The sequence below is a fragment of the Salmonella sp. 741265073_HBA genome (assembly GCF_046569105.1).
In the GTDB taxonomy this organism is placed as follows: domain Bacteria; phylum Pseudomonadota; class Gammaproteobacteria; order Enterobacterales; family Enterobacteriaceae; genus Salmonella; species Salmonella enterica.
Genome location: NZ_JBKFRY010000003.1, coordinates 311,856 through 327,780, shown reverse-complemented (window position 1 = coordinate 327,780; position 15,925 = coordinate 311,856). Strand labels below are relative to the sequence as shown.

Sequence of the window (15,925 nt, the reverse complement as noted above, 5' to 3'; positions counted from 1 at the left end):
AAAAGCTAATCAGTACCGGACACCGGTGACGTTCCTGTTGAGAGCCCTAGCGCGTCTCCAGCCATCGGCAGACTTCATCCAGGCGCTGGCGCGAATCGGCCAGATCTTCCGGGGCCGCCAGTACCAGCTCCGGCAAAGGACAAATCTCATAGCTATCGAGCAACGGCCCTTTAAGGGCGTCCAGACAGCGCACATGCCAGAGATGGCGCAATGCTGTGGCGTTGATTTGGCTTTCGCCATACCCGGAGATGCGAATCTGGATGTTCCCGTGTCCGCATAAACGCGCCAGAAAAAGACGATCGGCCTCGCTGAGCGGCAGTTGGGTCAAATTGATGCTGTGAGGTTGCAACGCCGGATCGCGTACGTGCGCCAATAACTCATGGGCCAGCGGCAGTCCATTCATCAGGCCAGCGACAGGCGGAGGCAGCAGAGAGTCGTCAGGCAGCGTATCGGCGGTAGCCGCTTGCCATAATGTCAGGGGCGCGCTACCCGCTTCCAGACGATCCGTCAGCAGGCGTCGGTTATGCAGATGGCGTACCCGCCACAGGCCGCAGAAGATGGTCTCCTGGATCTCGCTTTCACTCCCGTCCGGATGCTGAATGCGTACCGAGACTTCGCCTTCGCCCAATAACGTATTGAGGAATGAGAGATCATCGGCATTCAGGGGAGATAACTCCCATCCCAGCACGTCGCCGACTTCCGGAATGCGCCGGGCAAGCTGACCTCGCAGATCGGTCAACAATGCCATCACCGCCGGGCTGTGAGCGCAGTGCTCCAGCGCCGCCATACTTGGGTCGCCATTGACCTGACAGGTGAGCGGTAGGGGATTCATCGAGAAACTGGCGTCATCAGGCTGCGTACCTGGCCCCAGCAGATGAAAAAAGGCGTTGCTCATTGTGCTATCTCCTGCGCTGCGGGAGTGTCAACCATCGAACGCATCAGCGTGAGCAGTTCAGCCCAGGGATGAATGCCGCTGAGCGCGCCGCGTAGCTCGCCGTCTGTAAAAACCAACGTCGCCGGAAACCGACGAACATTAAAGCGATCGCCGATAGCTTCGCTTTGTTCAAGGTCGGCCACCGCCACCTGCCAGTCAAACTGCGGGAACTCACGCAGGAGTTCGGCAATCATCACCGGGTTATCGCTGACTTCCGGCGTACGCCGCGGATCGCTACTTAACAGGATGACGCCATCTCCAACCAGTTTGATCCAGTCGTCTACCGTGGAAGCCTCTACCGGTTGCCATCCCCGGGTTAACAGGCGTTGCCATAGCGCAGAGAACGGGGTGTCATTCGCCACTTCTTTTGCCCTCCAGACGTGTCTGATACTGACGTATGCGCACTCCCTCATAATTTTCCATCGACAGGCATTTATAGTTCAGGCAGCGTGCGACCTCGTTTGCCTGCGGTACGATCCCCCAGGCGGCCAGTTGCTCCAGGGCGGCCTGTTCCGCCGCCGGTAGCTGGCTGCGAGCTATTTCGCTCAGGCTACCGCCGTAGTCGTCCAGTAGCGCCGGTTGCAGGCCGACCAGCGCAATGTGACAGGGCAGATGCCCGCGGATGTCGGCCAGCGCCAGAACTTCGGAAAAACTGTTTTGATGCAGGCTCATTTTTTTGGCGCTGAGATACGCGGGGATTTTCTCGCCGGCATAGGTGCGCAGGCTGCCCGGCGCCAGGCCATAATCGATCGCGTCAAGGAGCAGGAGATGGCTGGCTTGCTCAACATAACCTAACAGGTTTAGCCCTTGCGTACCGCCGTCCACAATTTCAACCTCTTCAGGCCAGTGATATCGGGCATACAAACGCTCCGCGACCCGGATACCGAATCCTTCATCGGCCCACAGCAGGTTTCCTAACCCCATCACCACTACGCGTTGCGCATTCATGAGGGCTCCTTGTCGTGCGGTTTGGGGAATTTGTGGCTGCGATAGCCATTGATCATGGTGGAGATCACCGTATCGTCGGACATAATGTCTTCCCGGATAGCGAGGTAAACGTGCCCGACGATGAAGGCGGCGATCAGCCACATGCCCAGTCGGTGCCAACTGTGAATATCGATGGAGTTGCCGCCGGTCCAGTAGAAAAATTCAACTACATAGCGGAACGGCGCAAAGATGGCGTACTGGCTATGCTCGCCAAACAGAGCGAAACCGGTGAGGATCATAAATACCGATAACAGGAAATAGCCGAACATCGCGGCCTGCGCGACAGGGTTATGTCCGATGTCGCTCCCCGGTTTTTTCTCCAGAAACAGATACCAGCGGACCACGGAGAAAGCGCCTTGCCACCAACTGCGACGCCAGACCGGGACGATAAACAGCTCTCGCGAATAGCGGTTGCCGACACAGGCCCAATAAATTCGCCCCAGCAGTAACACGGTAAAGATCATCGCGGCGGCAAAGTGGATCAGCCGGATATAGCCCATGTAAAACAGATAGGTCGCCTCGCCACTCACCGACGGCAGCGGTCGGCCAATGAAGTAGCCTGTTACCATCAGTACCAACATGCAGGCCACCGTTAGCCAGTGCCACAGGCGTACCGGCGCTTCAAACACATAGTGGCTGACGGCAGTATCACGCGCCTCCCCGACGCGTGGAGATAGCTTTCCAGTCATCGTTCTTTTCCTTAACGCTTAGCGTACCTGGACGGCAATCAGTTCGCTGCCGTCGTCGCCGAGCACGTGGGTTGAACAGGCGAGGCAGGGGTCGAAGCTGTGCAGCGTCCTCAGGATTTCTAACGGTTGGTCGGGAATCGCCATTTGCGTTCCCATCAATGCCGCTTCATAGGCGCCGATCTGTTTTTTAGGATCGCGCGGGCTGGCGTTCCAGGTGGTGGGAACCACGCACTGATAGAGTTCAATCTTCTGATCGCGTATTGACGCCCAGTGTCCCAACGCTCCGCGAGGCGCTTCGGTAAAACCGATGCCGCGGCAGTGCTGCGGCCAACTGGCCGGTTCCCATTTCTCGGTATTGGCGGTGGCCAGGTCGCCGTTTTTCAGGTTGGTCATAAGCCTGTCGAAAAAATACTGCAGCTTACCGACGGCCCATTGCGCTTCGTGCGCGCGGCATAAAATACGACCAAGCGTAGACTGGATACCGGAGAGCGGCAGTTTAAGGGCGGACATCATGCGATCTACCGACTCTATGGTGGCGGCATCCCCTTTGTGGTACGCGATAAGCGTTCGGGCAAGCGGGCCGACTTCCATGGCATGACCCCGCCAGCGCGGCGCTTTAATCCAGGAGTAACGTTCCTGCTCGTTGAGCTGCTGGATATGCGTATCGCTGCCTTTGACATCACCCGGGTTGTACCAGGGATCGGTAATGCCGTCAAAAGGATGACGACCCAGCCGATCGTCCGGATAGCGGTACCAGGCGTGATCCACAAACTCCTGTATCTGCTGCGGATCGGCCAAATCTACCGGCATGACATTTTTAAAATCGCCATTGACCACCGCGCCACCCGGCATTAACAGGCTTTGCTGGCTGAAGTCGTTGGCAATGTCCGGAAATGCGCCGTAGCTCAGCACGCATGTATCCGACAGACCGGTGCCAATTTGACTCCATGCTTTATTGAACTGGCCGATAGCCAGCGCGTCCGGAACCATCACGTTGTTAATGAAGTCGGCGGTGCGGGTGATGATCGACTGCACCAGGTTGAGGCGCTCCATATTGATAGCCCCGACCGCGCCGCTTTGATCGAGATTGATCGCGCACGGCATCCCGCCGACGATCCAGTTAGGATGGGGGTTCTTACCGCCAAATATGGTATGGATTTTGACGATCTCGCGCTGGAAGTCGAGGGCTTCAAGATAGTGGGCAAAACCCATCAGATTAGCCTCTGGCGACAGTTTGTACTGTGGATGTCCCCAATAGCCGTTACGGAATATCCCAAGCTGACCGCCATCGACAAATTTCTTTAATCGATTTTGTACGTCAAAGAAGTAGCCCGGCGATGACATCGGCCAGGCGGAAAGGCTTTGCGCCAACTGCGAGGTGGCGCGCGGATCGGCTTTCAGCGCATTCAGAACATCAATCCAGTCCATACCGGCTAACTGATAAAAATGGACCAGATGATCGTGACACCACAACGTAGCCAGCATGATGTTACGTATAATATTGGCGTTATCCGGCACCTGGATACCAATCGCATCTTCGATAGCGTACACCGATGCCAGAGCATGTACCCCGGTACAGACACCACAAATACGTTCAACAAACGCCCAGGCGTCACGCGGGTCACGGCCTTGCAGAATGATCTCCAGCCCGCGGAACATTGTGCCGCAGGAAACGGCATTGGTAATGACGTTTTGCTCATCAATGTTCACTTCGCAGCGCATATGCCCTTCGATGCGGGTAATCGGGTCCACGATCAGACGACGGCCGGCGTCGTTAACGGTATAACCCTGGGTTTGATACTGGTTACTCATGCCTGTTTATCCTCATTGTCCGGCTGTTGTTCGGCTTGCGCTAACTGTTGTTTGTGGCGTTTACGTTGGTTGAGCGCGCTGGCGACAGCGTGACCGCCAACGCCCGCCGCGACCACGCCCAGCGCGGTCAGCCCCACCGTATCGGCGGTTGAATGGGTACCCATCTGGGGAATATCCACCACGCGGCTATAAAACGAGCCGCGATCCCAGAAACCATTTTCTGAACATCCCAGACATCCGTGACCGGACTGGATAGGAAAGGAGACGCCGTCATTCCAGCGTGTGGAGGAGCAGGCGTTATAGGTGGTTGGTCCTTTACAGCCCATCTTGTACAGGCAGTATCCCTTGCGGGCGGCGTCATCATCCCAGCTCTCGACAAATTCACCGGCGTCAAAATGGGCGCGGCGGTAGCATTTATCGTGGATACGCTGACCGTAGAACATTAGTGGACGGCCCATGCGATCGAGTTCCGGCAGACGATCAAACGTCACCATATAGGTGATAATGGCGCTCATGACATCCGGGATTGGCGGACATCCTGGAACCTTCACGATCGGCTTGTCGGTGATCACTTTATCGATAGGCGTTGCCTGGGTTGGATTGGGGCGGGCGGCCTGGACGCAACCCCAGGAGGCGCAGTTTCCCCAGGCGATAATAGCGCTGGCGCCCGCAGCGGCTTTCTTCAGTTTTTCAATAAACGGGCGACCGCCGCTGATACAGAACATCCCTTGTTCTCCTAACGGCGGATTGCCTTCCACCGCCAGAATGTATTTCCCGGCGTAGCGAGTGGTAATATCGTCAAAGACTTCTTCGGCCTGTGCGCCGGCGGCGGCCATCAGGGTGTCGTCATAATCGAGGGAAATCAGCGAGAGGATCACATCTTTGGCTAGCGGGTGCGAGGAACGGATAAAGGATTCGGTACAGCAGGTGCATTCCAGTCCATGAATCCAGACCACCGGAATCCGCGGTTTATTCTCCAGCGCCCAGGCGATCTTTGGCGTCATTCCGGCGCCCAGTCCCAGCGATGTGGCGGCAAGGCTACAGAATTTGAGAAAGCTGCGTCGGGTCACTCCCTTACGACGCATGGCTTGATAAAAGGTCTCCTCGTTATTCATAACGCGTATTTTTTCTCCTTTTTGCACCACGCTCCGCCAGGGGCATAAGGCGCTTTTGCGGGTCCGTTGACGTTCCGCCAGCAAGGCAAATCATTGTGTTACGCGCGAGCGCGGAAACGAGCCCGATTCACTTTGCACCGGCGTATATCGCCAGAAATAATGTGAAAAAAGCGTATCGGATTAACGATAAGAAACAATGTGAAGTGTGTGGGTATAGCTTATAGCGGTATATTTATACCCATTATCGGTTTTTCGGCGAAAGGGCCGTGGCGGGGAAGGACGGTTGAGCTTGTTCCAGGATGAGGTTTCAGCGAGTGACCTCGGGTAGATTTAGCCTGGTCTCGCCATTTCAGGATACGTAAGTTGACGCAAAAGGAGGGAGGATTTGATGTCATCGTTAAAAGAAGCATACTTCGTGAAGATTTTTATATAAAATAGTGATGCTGGTTTTAAAGGAATGCAAAAAAGAGACCGTTTGAAAGAGGGCGTCCCATGAAAAATAACATCAGATTTGACTTGTCCGATTATTTGATTCATTTTTTTCGGGACGTTGATTTAGAGACCGGTAGCCATATTTATTTGCCTGAACACTGTGGTTTTAATAATCAGCACCACGCATGTTTCATTGATGCTAAATATTTACTTCGATTATCTTTACGCAGTCATAAAATTTTCTCGTCCTGGTCATACCGAAATGGGCAACGAACCGTATATGGTGACTCCCCGGTGGTATGCTTTACAGATATGCCGATTGCAGCTTATTTAGAAACTGGTGTTCGCCGATTAGAACGAAATGAAAAAATCGGTTTATATGCAATCGTTTTACCTAAAGAGCAAATGTTTAATTATGGGGCAAGGCCAGTCATATATGGGTTGGATCAGCATAACAATGCTCTATGCTCGCAAGGCAGAAACGGGGAACGTATTCTTGATGAAACGGCTCTTCCTTTGATTGAACAATATAGATACGTTACTTATGTTCCAGGTAAGGTTGACTGGACGCATGAACGTGAATGGCGATGGCCATATCGTGGCGATATTAAAAATTTCCTTAATCATATTAAAGAGTATGGTATTCCGGAAAACATTGAAAGTACCCCAGGGTTTGATTTTAAATCAAGCGAAATAAGTGGTGCGGGAATAATCGTCCCGTTTGCAGAAGATATCCCTACCGTAGCTCACGATATTTTAACTTTAATTGACCGGGGTGTAATTGGAAGAAATACTTTCAAATTCATTATAGCTGTAGAGAGTTTACAATCATGGACCCAGCTCTCGGAACCGGGCGCGTTACTGTCTTGTATTAATGATAATACTTTCAGATTTGAATCTTTTTTTGATTTATCTGCATCTAAAGTAAAAAATTATGCTGATTCTATCAATGATTATGTAAGTGAATTATACTCAAAAAAAGATTTTCTAAATGATAGTTATGCAATGGAATTTGGAAATGCCTGGGTCTGGATTCATGATAACCAATCCCAGGTGGTACGGGCGTTACTGCAGGCTGGAATGATCAAGGTTAATAAAGAAGGGAGGTACTTATTAGATGTTAATTTGGCTTTTGTCGATTGGCCATTAGGAAGGAAACAAGCTTTCGCAAGTCATGTTGCGGGATGGCTCAAACATCGTTTTGATATCGAAGCGGGAAGGTATTCCGTTCAGGGAAAAGATGATTATGATGCGATCCCAAGTTATGAGACGCCGCTAAAGGATCAGCATCCTTTTTATAATCATACAGTGAATGTCGACTGGTAATTAAGAAAAGAACTTACCCTGTTAGCTCTGCGTTAATTGAGCCTGTCAGCATGAGTTGAGATATTATGAAATAAAAAATCCACGCGGCTGCGTGGATTTTATGACTTTCTTTGCCTCTCATGAGGTTCAATGAAACCTCATGAGACAACAAATTTTATTTAGACGTTGAACAGGAAGTTCATTATATCGCCATCTTTAACGATGTAATCTTTGCCTTCCGCTCGCATCTTACCGGCTTCTTTCGCGCCTTGTTCACCTTTATAGGTAATAAAGTCGTCAAAGGCGATAGTTTGGGCGCGGATAAAGCCTTTTTCGAAGTCGGTATGGATTTTACCTGCCGCCTGCGGCGCGGTTGCGCCAACCGGAATGGTCCATGCGCGAACTTCTTTCACCCCGGCGGTAAAGTAGGTCTGGAGGTTCAGCAGGCGATAACCTGCGCGAATAACGCGGTTCAGCCCCGGTTCTTCCAGACCCAGTTCAGCCATAAATTCGTCGCGCTCGTCATCATCCAGCTCAGCAATATCAGCTTCGACAGCAGCACACACCGGAACCACGACCGAACCTTCTTTGGCGGCGATTTCGCGAACCTGGTCGAGATACGGGTTATTTTCAAAACCGTCTTCATTGACGTTAGCGATATACATCGTCGGCTTCAGCGTCAGGAAGCTTAAATAACGGATAGCCGCTTTATCTTCGTCCGTCAGGTTCAGCGAACGCAGCATCCCCGCTTCGGCCAGGTGCGGCAGGCATTTTTCCAGCGCGGCCAGTTCCGCTTTGGCGTCTTTATCGCCGCCTTTGGCTTTCTTCTGTACGCGATGGATAGCGCGCTCGCAGGTATCGAGGTCAGCCAGCGCCAGCTCGGTATTGATAACATCAATATCTTCTGCCGGATTTACTTTACCCGCCACGTGGATGATATTGTCGTTCTCAAAGCAGCGAACCACGTGACCGATAGCTTCGGTTTCACGGATATTGGTCAGGAACTGGTTACCCAACCCTTCGCCTTTGGACGCGCCTTTCACCAGACCGGCGATATCCACGAACTCCATCGTGGTTGGTAGAATGCGTTGCGGTTTAACAATCTCAGCCAACTGGTCCAGACGCGGATCGGGCATCGGCACGACACCGGTATTCGGTTCGATAGTGCAGAACGGAAAGTTTGCCGCTTCAATACCGGCTTTTGTCAGCGCGTTGAACAGGGTGGATTTCCCGACGTTGGGCAGACCGACGATACCGCATTTGAATCCCATGATTTAACTCACCTTAATATCTTAATAATCAACCTGTTATAGAAAACAGATTGCAGAAATGGAAATAACTTCGCCTATTATACACGGCGTGCGGCAAAAATGCCGCACATCACTGGTTATTGCGCCTTAAAGGTATGTAAACGGCTTGTTGCTTTGGCCAGACCCTCTTTGAACCACAATTCCGTACAGCGTGCCGCTTCGTCAATGGCCTCATCAATTAATTTTTGTTCAGAAACAGGGGGTTTACCCAGCACGAAACCAACAACTTTATTTTTATCGCCTGGATGACCAATTCCAACGCGTAAGCGGTGAAAGTTGGGATTATTGCCCAGCTTGCTGATGATGTCTTTCAGACCATTGTGGCCGCCGTGGCCGCCGCCAAGTTTAAATTTCGCGACGCCCGGAGGGAGATCCAACTCGTCGTGAGCGACCAGAATTTCGTCCGGCTGAATACGGTAAAAACTGGCCATTGCGCCAACTGCTTTACCACTGAGGTTCATGAACGTGGTGGGTACCAGCAGGCGAACATCTTCCCCTTCCAGCGTGATGCGTGAGGTATAGCCAAAGAATTTAGGCTCTTCACGCAATGGCGCACGCAGGCGCTCCGCCAGTAAATCGACGTACCATGCGCCTGCATTGTGTCGCGTCGCGGCATATTCCGCGCCGGGATTCGCCAGACCAACAATCAATTTAATTGCCACGTTTTTTGTCCTGAGTAGATCCATAACTGGCGCGTAGTTTACTGTCTGTCTGCCCGCTTGACAAAACACAGCGACACTCTGAAGTAAATTAAATAATTGCCAGCATTGATTATTAAAAATGTAAACTGTTCAGTGTGTTATTTGTAAAGTTTTGTTAAATGAAACTTTACATTTGTGATCACAGCCGCACTTACAAACGAAAGTGTTGTCTATACTTTACACATAAAGTTTAGGGGGATTTCCTAAAAACAACCCAAAAGTTCCGGAGGTGACATATGAAACGCAAAAACGCTTCGTTATTCGGTAACGTGCTGATGGGGTTGGGGCTGGTCGTGATGGTTGTCGGCGTGGGTTACTCTATTTTAAACCAACTGCCGCAGTTTAATTTGCCGCAATTTTTTGCGCATGGCGCAATACTGAGCATTTTTGTCGGTGCAGTTCTTTGGCTGGCGGGGGCTCGTGTAGGGGGGCATGAGCAGGTGAGCGACAAATATTGGTGGGTACGTCACTATGACAAACGTTGCCGCCGTAACGACAATCGTCGTCATAGCTAACCGGTTCAGGCCCGGTAAGCGTTATCGCCACCGGGCATTGTCCATTAACTGAGTAAATCCGCTAACGCCTCCGTCCTGTTCGGGAAGAAGGTCAGACGCCCGGGAATAGGTTTGATACCGGCACGCGCCATTGTGCGCAGCGGTTGGAACTCCAGGTTACTGATACGCAATTCGCAACCCTCCGGCAGACGCTTCACAAAACGCTGAAAAGCATCAAGCCCGCCTGCATCCAGTACTGGCACTGCGTCCCATTTCAGAACGACGATACGTTTGCCCTTAATACGTGACTCAAGGTCGGTAAACAGCCCTTCCGCCGCAGCGAAAAAGAGCGGACCGATAACACGCAGCACCAGCACATCATCAGGCACATCGACATTGACCGGCGCAAGTCGAGTCATTCGCGCAATACGGCGCATAAACAGCAGGGAAGCAAGGACAATCCCCACGCTGATGGCGATGACCATATCAAACAGAACCGTTAATGACATGCACAGCAGCATAACGATAATGTCGTCTTTCGGTGCATGGCGTAACAGATCCACCACTTTATGGGCTTCACTCATATTCCATGCCACCATCAGCAGTAGCGCCGCCATCGCGGAAAGCGGCAGCCAGGAGAGTAGCGGGGCTAAGACCAGTAGCGCCAGAATAACCAGGATAGCGTGAATTACCGCTGAGACGGGAGAGGTCGCGCCAGCGCGGACGTTGGCGGCAGAGCGGGCAATCGCGGCGGTGGCGGTGATGCCGCCAAAGAACGGCGCGACCATATTCCCCAGCCCCTGGCCGATAAGTTCGCTGTTAGCTTTATGTTTGGTGCCGGTCATGCCGTCCAGCACGACGGCGCAGAGCAATGATTCGATTGCCCCCAGCATTGCCATCGAGAAGGCCGCTGGCAGCAGCGCGCGCAGTGAATCCCAGCTTAGCGTGAAATCGGAGCCAGGAAGACTCCACGGCAGCATCAGTTGCGGCAGGAGCTGCGGGATGCCGTTGCCCTGAGTGCCGTCAGCCAGAACATAATGGAACTGTGAGCCGATAGTCGCCACATTGCCGCCCAGCAGATTAACGATCCCCATCACGGCGCAACCAGCCAGCAGCGCGGGAAGATGTCCTGGCAGACGAATACCGAGACGCGGCCAGAAAATCAACGTTCCCAGCGTTACCACGCCAATGGCGGCATCGCCAATATTGACGGTGGGCAACGCCATAAACAGCGCGCCGACTTTCTGCAAATAGTGCTCTGGCACATGGGCCATCTGCAGACCAAGAAAATCTTTAATCTGCATGGTACCGATGGTAATACCAATCCCTGATGTAAAACCCAACGTGACCGACACCGGGATATATTCAATCAATCGCCCCAGTCTCGCCAGGCCGAAAAGGATCAGGAAGAAGCCCGACATCAGCGTGGCGACCAGTAGGCCCGCCAGACCAAACTGTTGCGATACCGGATACAAAATCACCACAAACGCGGCGGTAGGGCCGGAAACGCTAAAGCGCGAGCCGCCGGTTAGCGCGATCACGATCCCGGCGACAGCGGAGGTATAGAGGCCATATTGCGGCGCAACGCCACTGCCAATTGCCAGCGCCATCGCCAGCGGGATAGCAATAATCCCGACGGTGATCCCGGCTATCACATCACGGGTGAACCGGGAGGCGGTATATTTTTCTTTCCAGCAAGCATCGATGAGAGCGCGGAAAGGCATCACATGTGAGGAAAATAATTTGTTCACAATAATGTTTCATCCATGAGCGCATCATCTGTCAACTAAATGGCAGGTGAAGGAGGCATAAGTCATACAAAAGGGTGTTACAGACAAAAAAACCCGCCGCAGCGGGTTTCAGATCCGGGTTCGATCAATGCTCGAACATGGCGGAAATCGATTCTTCGTTGCTGATACGGCGAATCGCTTCGGCCAGCATACCTGACAGGGTCAAAGTACGCACGTTCGGCAGCGCTTTGATTTCGTCGGTCAGCGGAATGGTGTCGCAGACAACGACTTCATCAATGACGGAGTTGCGCAGGTTGTTTGCCGCATTGCCTGAGAAGATCGGGTGCGTCGCGTAGGCAAACACGCGTTTAGCGCCACGTTCTTTCAATGCTTCTGCTGCTTTGCACAGAGTACCGCCGGTATCGATCATATCATCAACCAGCACGCAGTCACGGCCAGCGACGTCGCCGATGATGTGCATCACCTGAGAAACGTTCGCGCGCGGACGACGTTTATCAATGATAGCCATATCGGTATCGTTCAGCAGCTTAGCGATAGCGCGGGCACGAACCACGCCGCCAATATCCGGGGAAACCACGATCGGGTTATCCAGATTCAGTTGCAGCATATCTTCGAGCAGGATTGGGCTACCGAACACGTTATCAACCGGAACGTCAAAGAAGCCCTGGATCTGTTCAGCATGCAGATCTACGGTGAGAACGCGGTCAACGCCGACGCTGGACAGGAAGTCAGCGACAACTTTTGCGGTAATCGGCACACGGGCGGAACGTACGCGACGGTCCTGACGTGCATAGCCAAAGTAGGGGATAACGGCGGTGATACGACCTGCGGAAGCACGACGCAGGGCATCAACCATAACGACCAATTCCATCAGGTTGTCGTTGGTTGGGGCACAAGTGGACTGGATGATGAAAATATCACCACCGCGTACATTTTCGTTGATTTGTACGCTGACTTCGCCGTCGCTAAAGCGACCTACGGCGGCGTCGCCGAGAGAAGTGTACAGGCGGTTGGCAATACGTTGTGCTAGTTCCGGGGTGGCGTTACCAGCAAAAAGCTTCATATCAGGCACGAGAAGAACCTCAGGCATGCGTCCATTGGTGGAAAGAATCTGCCGAAAACTGTGCGGGCCAGGCAAAATCCTATCCAGGCGGTGTATTAAAGAGCGCGATGCAACGTCTGGAACAAGGTGACGTTGTCACCGAAGCTCAGCTTGCCCGGCTTACTCGTCTTCATTCACGTTTCATGTGCGCTGGTATCGATGCCTCACACCGGTCAAATACGGCATATATGACCGGCGATTCGTCATTTCGCCATCTTCCTGAAACCCGAATGCGTTAGAGTAACTCTCGATGCAATGGGGAGAGGTTGACACCCTTCGCCACAAAAGCATTGAGCCATTCCGGGGCTTGCTCAAGCACCTGGCGAGCACAAGACTCTGTATCGAATTCAGCAAAGACACAGGCCCCTGTCCCAGTCAGGCGCGACGGCGCGTATTCTAACAGCCAGGAAAGCGCCGCATCAACCTCGCGAAAACGTTTTCTTGCGATAACCTCGCAATCATTGCTGAATTCACATTTTAGTAACGTATCTATTGACCTTTTTGGCGTATTACGCGGCAATTGAGGATCTTTAAAGATAACCGGCGTCGGAATGCTTACGCCAGGGTGCGCGACCAGATACCATTTTTCCGGCGGATTCACCGGCGTTAATATTTCGCCTACGCCTTCGGCAAACGCGGCGTGGCCACGAACAAAGACCGGGACGTCGGCGCCGAGCGTCAGGCCGAGCGTCGCCAGTTCATCAATGGAAAGCCCGCATTGCCAAAGATGATTGAGCGCCACCAGAACGGTCGCGGCGTTAGACGAGCCGCCACCCAGACCGCCGCCCATGGGAAGGCGCTTCTCAATGCTGATATCCGCACCGCTTCCGGCGGGCAGGCGTCCACTCTCCGAGGCGACTTTCATCAACAGCCGCGCGGCGCGGACGATCAGATTGTCTTCATTTTCAACGCCGGTAACCGGCGTTAATAAATGGATTTCGCCATCGTGACGCGGTTCGATGTGGAGTGTGTCGCCATAATCCAGAAACTGAAACAGCGTCTGCAGCGTGTGGTAGCCGTCTGCACGCTGTCCGGTGATATATAAAAACAGGTTTAATTTTGCCGGAGAAGGCCAATGGGTCATCATTTCACAATCCAGTTATCCATTTTCAGCTTAATGCGCTGACTGCCGTCTGAAAGCTCCATATTGGCAGGCATGGCAGGCTGCGTTTTGCTGTCATAGCCACCGTAAACCACTTTCCAGTTTTTACCATCCTGGCGGTAGTTCACTTCGCTCAGGCGGTACTGGTCGTCCAGTTTGTAGTCGGTGGCATCGCCAGGCAGGCCGAGGATCCACTGCCGCAGGCTGTTTAACGGAATCGGCATCCCGGTGAGTTTGCCGATCATCTCTTCGGCGTCATCGGCGGTATAACGCTGGCCTTTGTTATCCACCAACTGGACGTTGCCCGGCTGGGCGTTAAGCTCCAGCTCGGTGCTGCCCAGCGGGTTGGTAAGCAGCAGGCGGTAGCGATCCTGTCCGGTCTGTTGCCAGAAGAAGCGCGCATAGACTTTCTGATCATCTGAGATGTAAGCAAAGGCGCCGCGCGTCTGGTATTGATTCAGATGACGCACCTCTTGCTGATGCTGGCGCCACTGAGGGGAATCCGGGCTCTTGCCCGGGCCTTTATGCCCAGGAAGCGTACAGGCGGTGAGAACCAGGCTTGCTAACGGCAGTAGACGAATCAGGCGAAAATCGGGCAGGGTCATAGTGATGACGAATCCTTGTGATACGGTGCAATAATTGCCTGATGGCGTTACGCTTATCAGGCCTGAAAACTGAACCTGCAGGCTGTAAAAACGTTCGCGCCGCGATTCGGCAAATTTTTGCTATCGGTTACAGTTATAGCCTTTAATGCTAGCGCCGCCTGGTGACATCGTCTACTTTCAAGTTGTCTTAAATCATCAAATTAGCGAGCGCTGCCAATTACTCCAAAAGGGGGCTCTCTCTTTTATTGACCACGCGCATCCTGTATGATGCAAGCAGACTAACCATATCAACGCTGGTACTACTCCCGCAGACATGACCCTTTTAGCGCTCGGTATTAACCATAAAACGGCACCTGTATCGCTGCGAGAACGCGTAACGTTTTCGCCGGACACGCTTGATCAGGCGCTGGACAGCCTGCTTGCGCAGCCAATGGTGCAGGGCGGGGTCGTGCTGTCAACCTGTAACCGTACAGAGCTGTATCTGAGCGTGGAAGAGCAGGATAACCTGCAAGAAGCGCTGATCCGCTGGTTATGCGATTACCATAACCTGAACGAGGACGATCTGCGCAACAGTCTGTACTGGCATCAGGACAATGACGCCGTCAGCCACCTGATGCGCGTCGCCAGCGGTCTGGATTCACTGGTGCTGGGCGAACCGCAAATCCTCGGTCAGGTGAAAAAAGCGTTTGCGGATTCGCAAAAAGGCCACCTTAACGCCAGCGCGCTGGAGCGAATGTTTCAGAAGTCGTTTTCCGTCGCCAAGCGAGTGCGGACTGAAACCGATATCGGCGCCAGCGCCGTCTCCGTCGCGTTTGCCGCCTGTACGCTCGCCCGCCAAATCTTCGAATCGCTGTCGACGGTCACTGTACTGTTAGTTGGCGCGGGTGAAACTATTGAACTGGTGGCGCGCCACCTGCGCGAGCATAAAGTACAAAAGATGATTATCGCCAACCGAACCCGCGAGCGCGCGCAAGCCCTGGCGGATGAGGTTGGCGCTGAGGTTATCTCGCTCAGCGATATCGACGCCCGCTTGCAGGATGCCGATATTATCATCAGTTCGACCGCCAGCCCGCTGCCGATTATCGGTAAAGGCATGGTGGAGCGCGCATTAAAAAGCCGTCGCAACCAGCCGATGCTGCTGGTGGATATCGCCGTACCGCGCGACGTTGAGCCGGAAGTCGGCAAACTGGCGAACGCTTATCTTTATAGCGTCGATGATTTACAGAGCATCATTTCGCATAATCTGGCGCAGCGTCAGGCTGCGGCGGTGGAAGCGGAAACGATTGTTGAGCAGGAAGCCAGCGAGTTTATGGCCTGGCTACGCGCCCAGGGGGCCAGCGAGACCATTCGGGAATACCGTAGTCAGTCGGAGCAGATTCGTGACGAACTGACTACCAAAGCGCTGTCGGCCCTTCAACAGGGCGGTGATGCGCAAGCCATCTTGCAGGATCTGGCATGGAAACTGACCAACCGCCTGATTCATGCGCCAACGAAATCACTTCAACAGGCTGCCCGTGACGGGGATGACGAACGCCTGAATATTCTGCGCGACAGCCTCGGGCTGGAGTAGCAGCACACACCACACT

At 53.2% G+C, this 15,925-nt stretch carries 15 protein-coding genes; 3 read left to right on the top strand and 12 right to left on the bottom strand.

Going from position 1 to position 15,925, the window contains the following annotated elements:
- Positions 1-46: 46 nt before the first annotated feature.
- Genes ACLD3P_RS06460 through hyaA form a run of 6 tightly spaced genes read right to left on the bottom strand, consistent with a single transcriptional unit; the run spans position 47 to position 5,537 of the window.
- Positions 47-895 (bottom strand): hydrogenase expression/formation protein, encoded by an 849-nt coding sequence (locus ACLD3P_RS06460; protein ID WP_001604952.1) that lies wholly within the window; start codon positions 893-895, stop codon positions 47-49.
- Positions 892-1,296: a hydrogenase-1 operon protein HyaE gene (gene hyaE, locus ACLD3P_RS06455; protein ID WP_001262569.1), complete on the bottom strand. Its 405-nt coding sequence runs from the start codon at positions 1,294-1,296 to the stop codon at positions 892-894. The genes ACLD3P_RS06460 and hyaE overlap by 4 nt, the downstream gene beginning before the upstream one ends.
- On the bottom strand, positions 1,286-1,882 hold the full coding sequence (gene hyaD / locus ACLD3P_RS06450; protein ID WP_000993804.1) for a hydrogenase 1 maturation protease: 597 nt from the start codon (positions 1,880-1,882) through the stop codon (positions 1,286-1,288). The genes hyaE and hyaD overlap by 11 nt, the downstream gene beginning before the upstream one ends.
- Positions 1,879-2,610, bottom strand: a complete 732-nt coding sequence (gene hyaC / locus ACLD3P_RS06445; protein ID WP_000147031.1) for a Ni/Fe-hydrogenase b-type cytochrome subunit — start codon at positions 2,608-2,610, stop codon at positions 1,879-1,881. Before hyaC ends, hyaD begins: the two co-directional genes overlap by 4 nt.
- A gap of 18 nt (positions 2,611-2,628) precedes the next feature.
- Positions 2,629-4,422: a Ni/Fe-hydrogenase large subunit gene (gene hyaB, locus ACLD3P_RS06440; protein WP_411006464.1), complete on the bottom strand. Its 1,794-nt coding sequence runs from the start codon at positions 4,420-4,422 to the stop codon at positions 2,629-2,631.
- Positions 4,419-5,537 carry a hydrogenase 1 small subunit gene (hyaA, locus tag ACLD3P_RS06435; RefSeq protein ID WP_001058312.1) on the bottom strand — a complete coding sequence of 373 codons (1,119 nt, stop codon included), beginning with the start codon at positions 5,535-5,537 and terminating at the stop codon, positions 4,419-4,421. Before hyaA ends, hyaB begins: the two co-directional genes overlap by 4 nt.
- A gap of 492 nt (positions 5,538-6,029) precedes the next feature.
- On the opposite strand from hyaA, the gene ACLD3P_RS06430 reads away from it, so the two are divergent.
- Entirely contained in the window at positions 6,030-7,295 is a 1,266-nt protein-coding gene (locus ACLD3P_RS06430; protein WP_411006465.1) for a DUF4427 domain-containing protein, read from the top strand.
- A gap of 158 nt (positions 7,296-7,453) precedes the next feature.
- On the opposite strand, the gene ychF is transcribed toward ACLD3P_RS06430, so the two are convergent.
- Both ychF and pth read right to left on the bottom strand, forming a co-directional pair.
- On the bottom strand, positions 7,454-8,545 hold the full coding sequence (ychF, locus tag ACLD3P_RS06425) for a redox-regulated ATPase YchF (RefSeq protein WP_131046079.1): 1,092 nt from the start codon (positions 8,543-8,545) through the stop codon (positions 7,454-7,456).
- Positions 8,546-8,661: 116 nt separating this feature from the next.
- On the bottom strand, positions 8,662-9,246 hold the full coding sequence (pth, locus tag ACLD3P_RS06420) for an aminoacyl-tRNA hydrolase (protein ID WP_000985595.1): 585 nt from the start codon (positions 9,244-9,246) through the stop codon (positions 8,662-8,664).
- A 275-nt stretch (positions 9,247-9,521) separates the two neighbouring features.
- Here pth and ychH point away from each other — a divergent pair, with 275 nt between their 5' ends.
- The gene (gene ychH / locus ACLD3P_RS06415; protein ID WP_000823878.1) at positions 9,522-9,800 is read left to right on the top strand and encodes a stress-induced protein YchH; all 279 of its coding nucleotides are present in this window, start codon (positions 9,522-9,524) and stop codon (positions 9,798-9,800) included.
- A gap of 44 nt (positions 9,801-9,844) precedes the next feature.
- Here the strand turns inward: ychH and dauA are convergent, their stop codons facing one another.
- From dauA to lolB, 4 genes are all read right to left on the bottom strand, one after another.
- The gene (gene dauA, locus ACLD3P_RS06410; protein ID WP_001037186.1) at positions 9,845-11,530 is read right to left on the bottom strand and encodes a C4-dicarboxylic acid transporter DauA; all 1,686 of its coding nucleotides are present in this window, start codon (positions 11,528-11,530) and stop codon (positions 9,845-9,847) included.
- A gap of 124 nt (positions 11,531-11,654) precedes the next feature.
- A complete protein-coding gene (gene prs / locus ACLD3P_RS06405) occupies positions 11,655-12,602 on the bottom strand; it encodes a ribose-phosphate diphosphokinase (RefSeq protein WP_001518537.1) in 948 nt (315 codons plus the stop codon).
- Positions 12,603-12,867: 265 nt separating this feature from the next.
- A complete protein-coding gene (gene ispE / locus ACLD3P_RS06400; RefSeq protein WP_000988253.1) occupies positions 12,868-13,719 on the bottom strand; it encodes a 4-(cytidine 5'-diphospho)-2-C-methyl-D-erythritol kinase in 852 nt (283 codons plus the stop codon).
- Positions 13,716-14,339 carry a lipoprotein insertase outer membrane protein LolB gene (gene lolB / locus ACLD3P_RS06395; protein WP_000174484.1) on the bottom strand — a complete coding sequence of 208 codons (624 nt, stop codon included), beginning with the start codon at positions 14,337-14,339 and terminating at the stop codon, positions 13,716-13,718. Before lolB ends, ispE begins: the two co-directional genes overlap by 4 nt.
- A 313-nt stretch (positions 14,340-14,652) precedes the next feature.
- Here lolB and hemA point away from each other — a divergent pair, with 313 nt between their 5' ends.
- Entirely contained in the window at positions 14,653-15,909 is a 1,257-nt protein-coding gene (hemA, locus tag ACLD3P_RS06390; protein WP_000173208.1) for a glutamyl-tRNA reductase, read from the top strand.
- The last annotated feature ends 16 nt before the right edge of the window (positions 15,910-15,925 follow it).

Bases quoted from the DNA above. Each gene is read 5' to 3' on its own strand.
- ychF (WP_131046079.1), bottom strand. From the start codon at position 8,545: ATGGGATTCAAATGCGGTATCGTCGGTCTGCCCAACGTCGGGAAATCC.
- hyaB (WP_411006464.1), bottom strand. From the start codon at position 4,422: ATGAGTAACCAGTATCAAACCCAGGGTTATACCGTTAACGACGCCGGC.
- ispE (WP_000988253.1), bottom strand. From the start codon at position 13,719: ATGATGACCCATTGGCCTTCTCCGGCAAAATTAAACCTGTTTTTATAT.
- hyaD (WP_000993804.1), bottom strand. From the start codon at position 1,882: ATGAATGCGCAACGCGTAGTGGTGATGGGGTTAGGAAACCTGCTGTGG.
- hyaA (WP_001058312.1), bottom strand. From the start codon at position 5,537: ATGAATAACGAGGAGACCTTTTATCAAGCCATGCGTCGTAAGGGAGTG.
- ACLD3P_RS06460 (WP_001604952.1), bottom strand. From the start codon at position 895: ATGAGCAACGCCTTTTTTCATCTGCTGGGGCCAGGTACGCAGCCTGAT.
- ACLD3P_RS06430 (WP_411006465.1), top strand. From the start codon at position 6,030: ATGAAAAATAACATCAGATTTGACTTGTCCGATTATTTGATTCATTTT.
- hyaC (WP_000147031.1), bottom strand. From the start codon at position 2,610: ATGACTGGAAAGCTATCTCCACGCGTCGGGGAGGCGCGTGATACTGCC.
- ychH (WP_000823878.1), top strand. From the start codon at position 9,522: ATGAAACGCAAAAACGCTTCGTTATTCGGTAACGTGCTGATGGGGTTG.
- lolB (WP_000174484.1), bottom strand. From the start codon at position 14,339: ATGACCCTGCCCGATTTTCGCCTGATTCGTCTACTGCCGTTAGCAAGC.
- hemA (WP_000173208.1), top strand. From the start codon at position 14,653: ATGACCCTTTTAGCGCTCGGTATTAACCATAAAACGGCACCTGTATCG.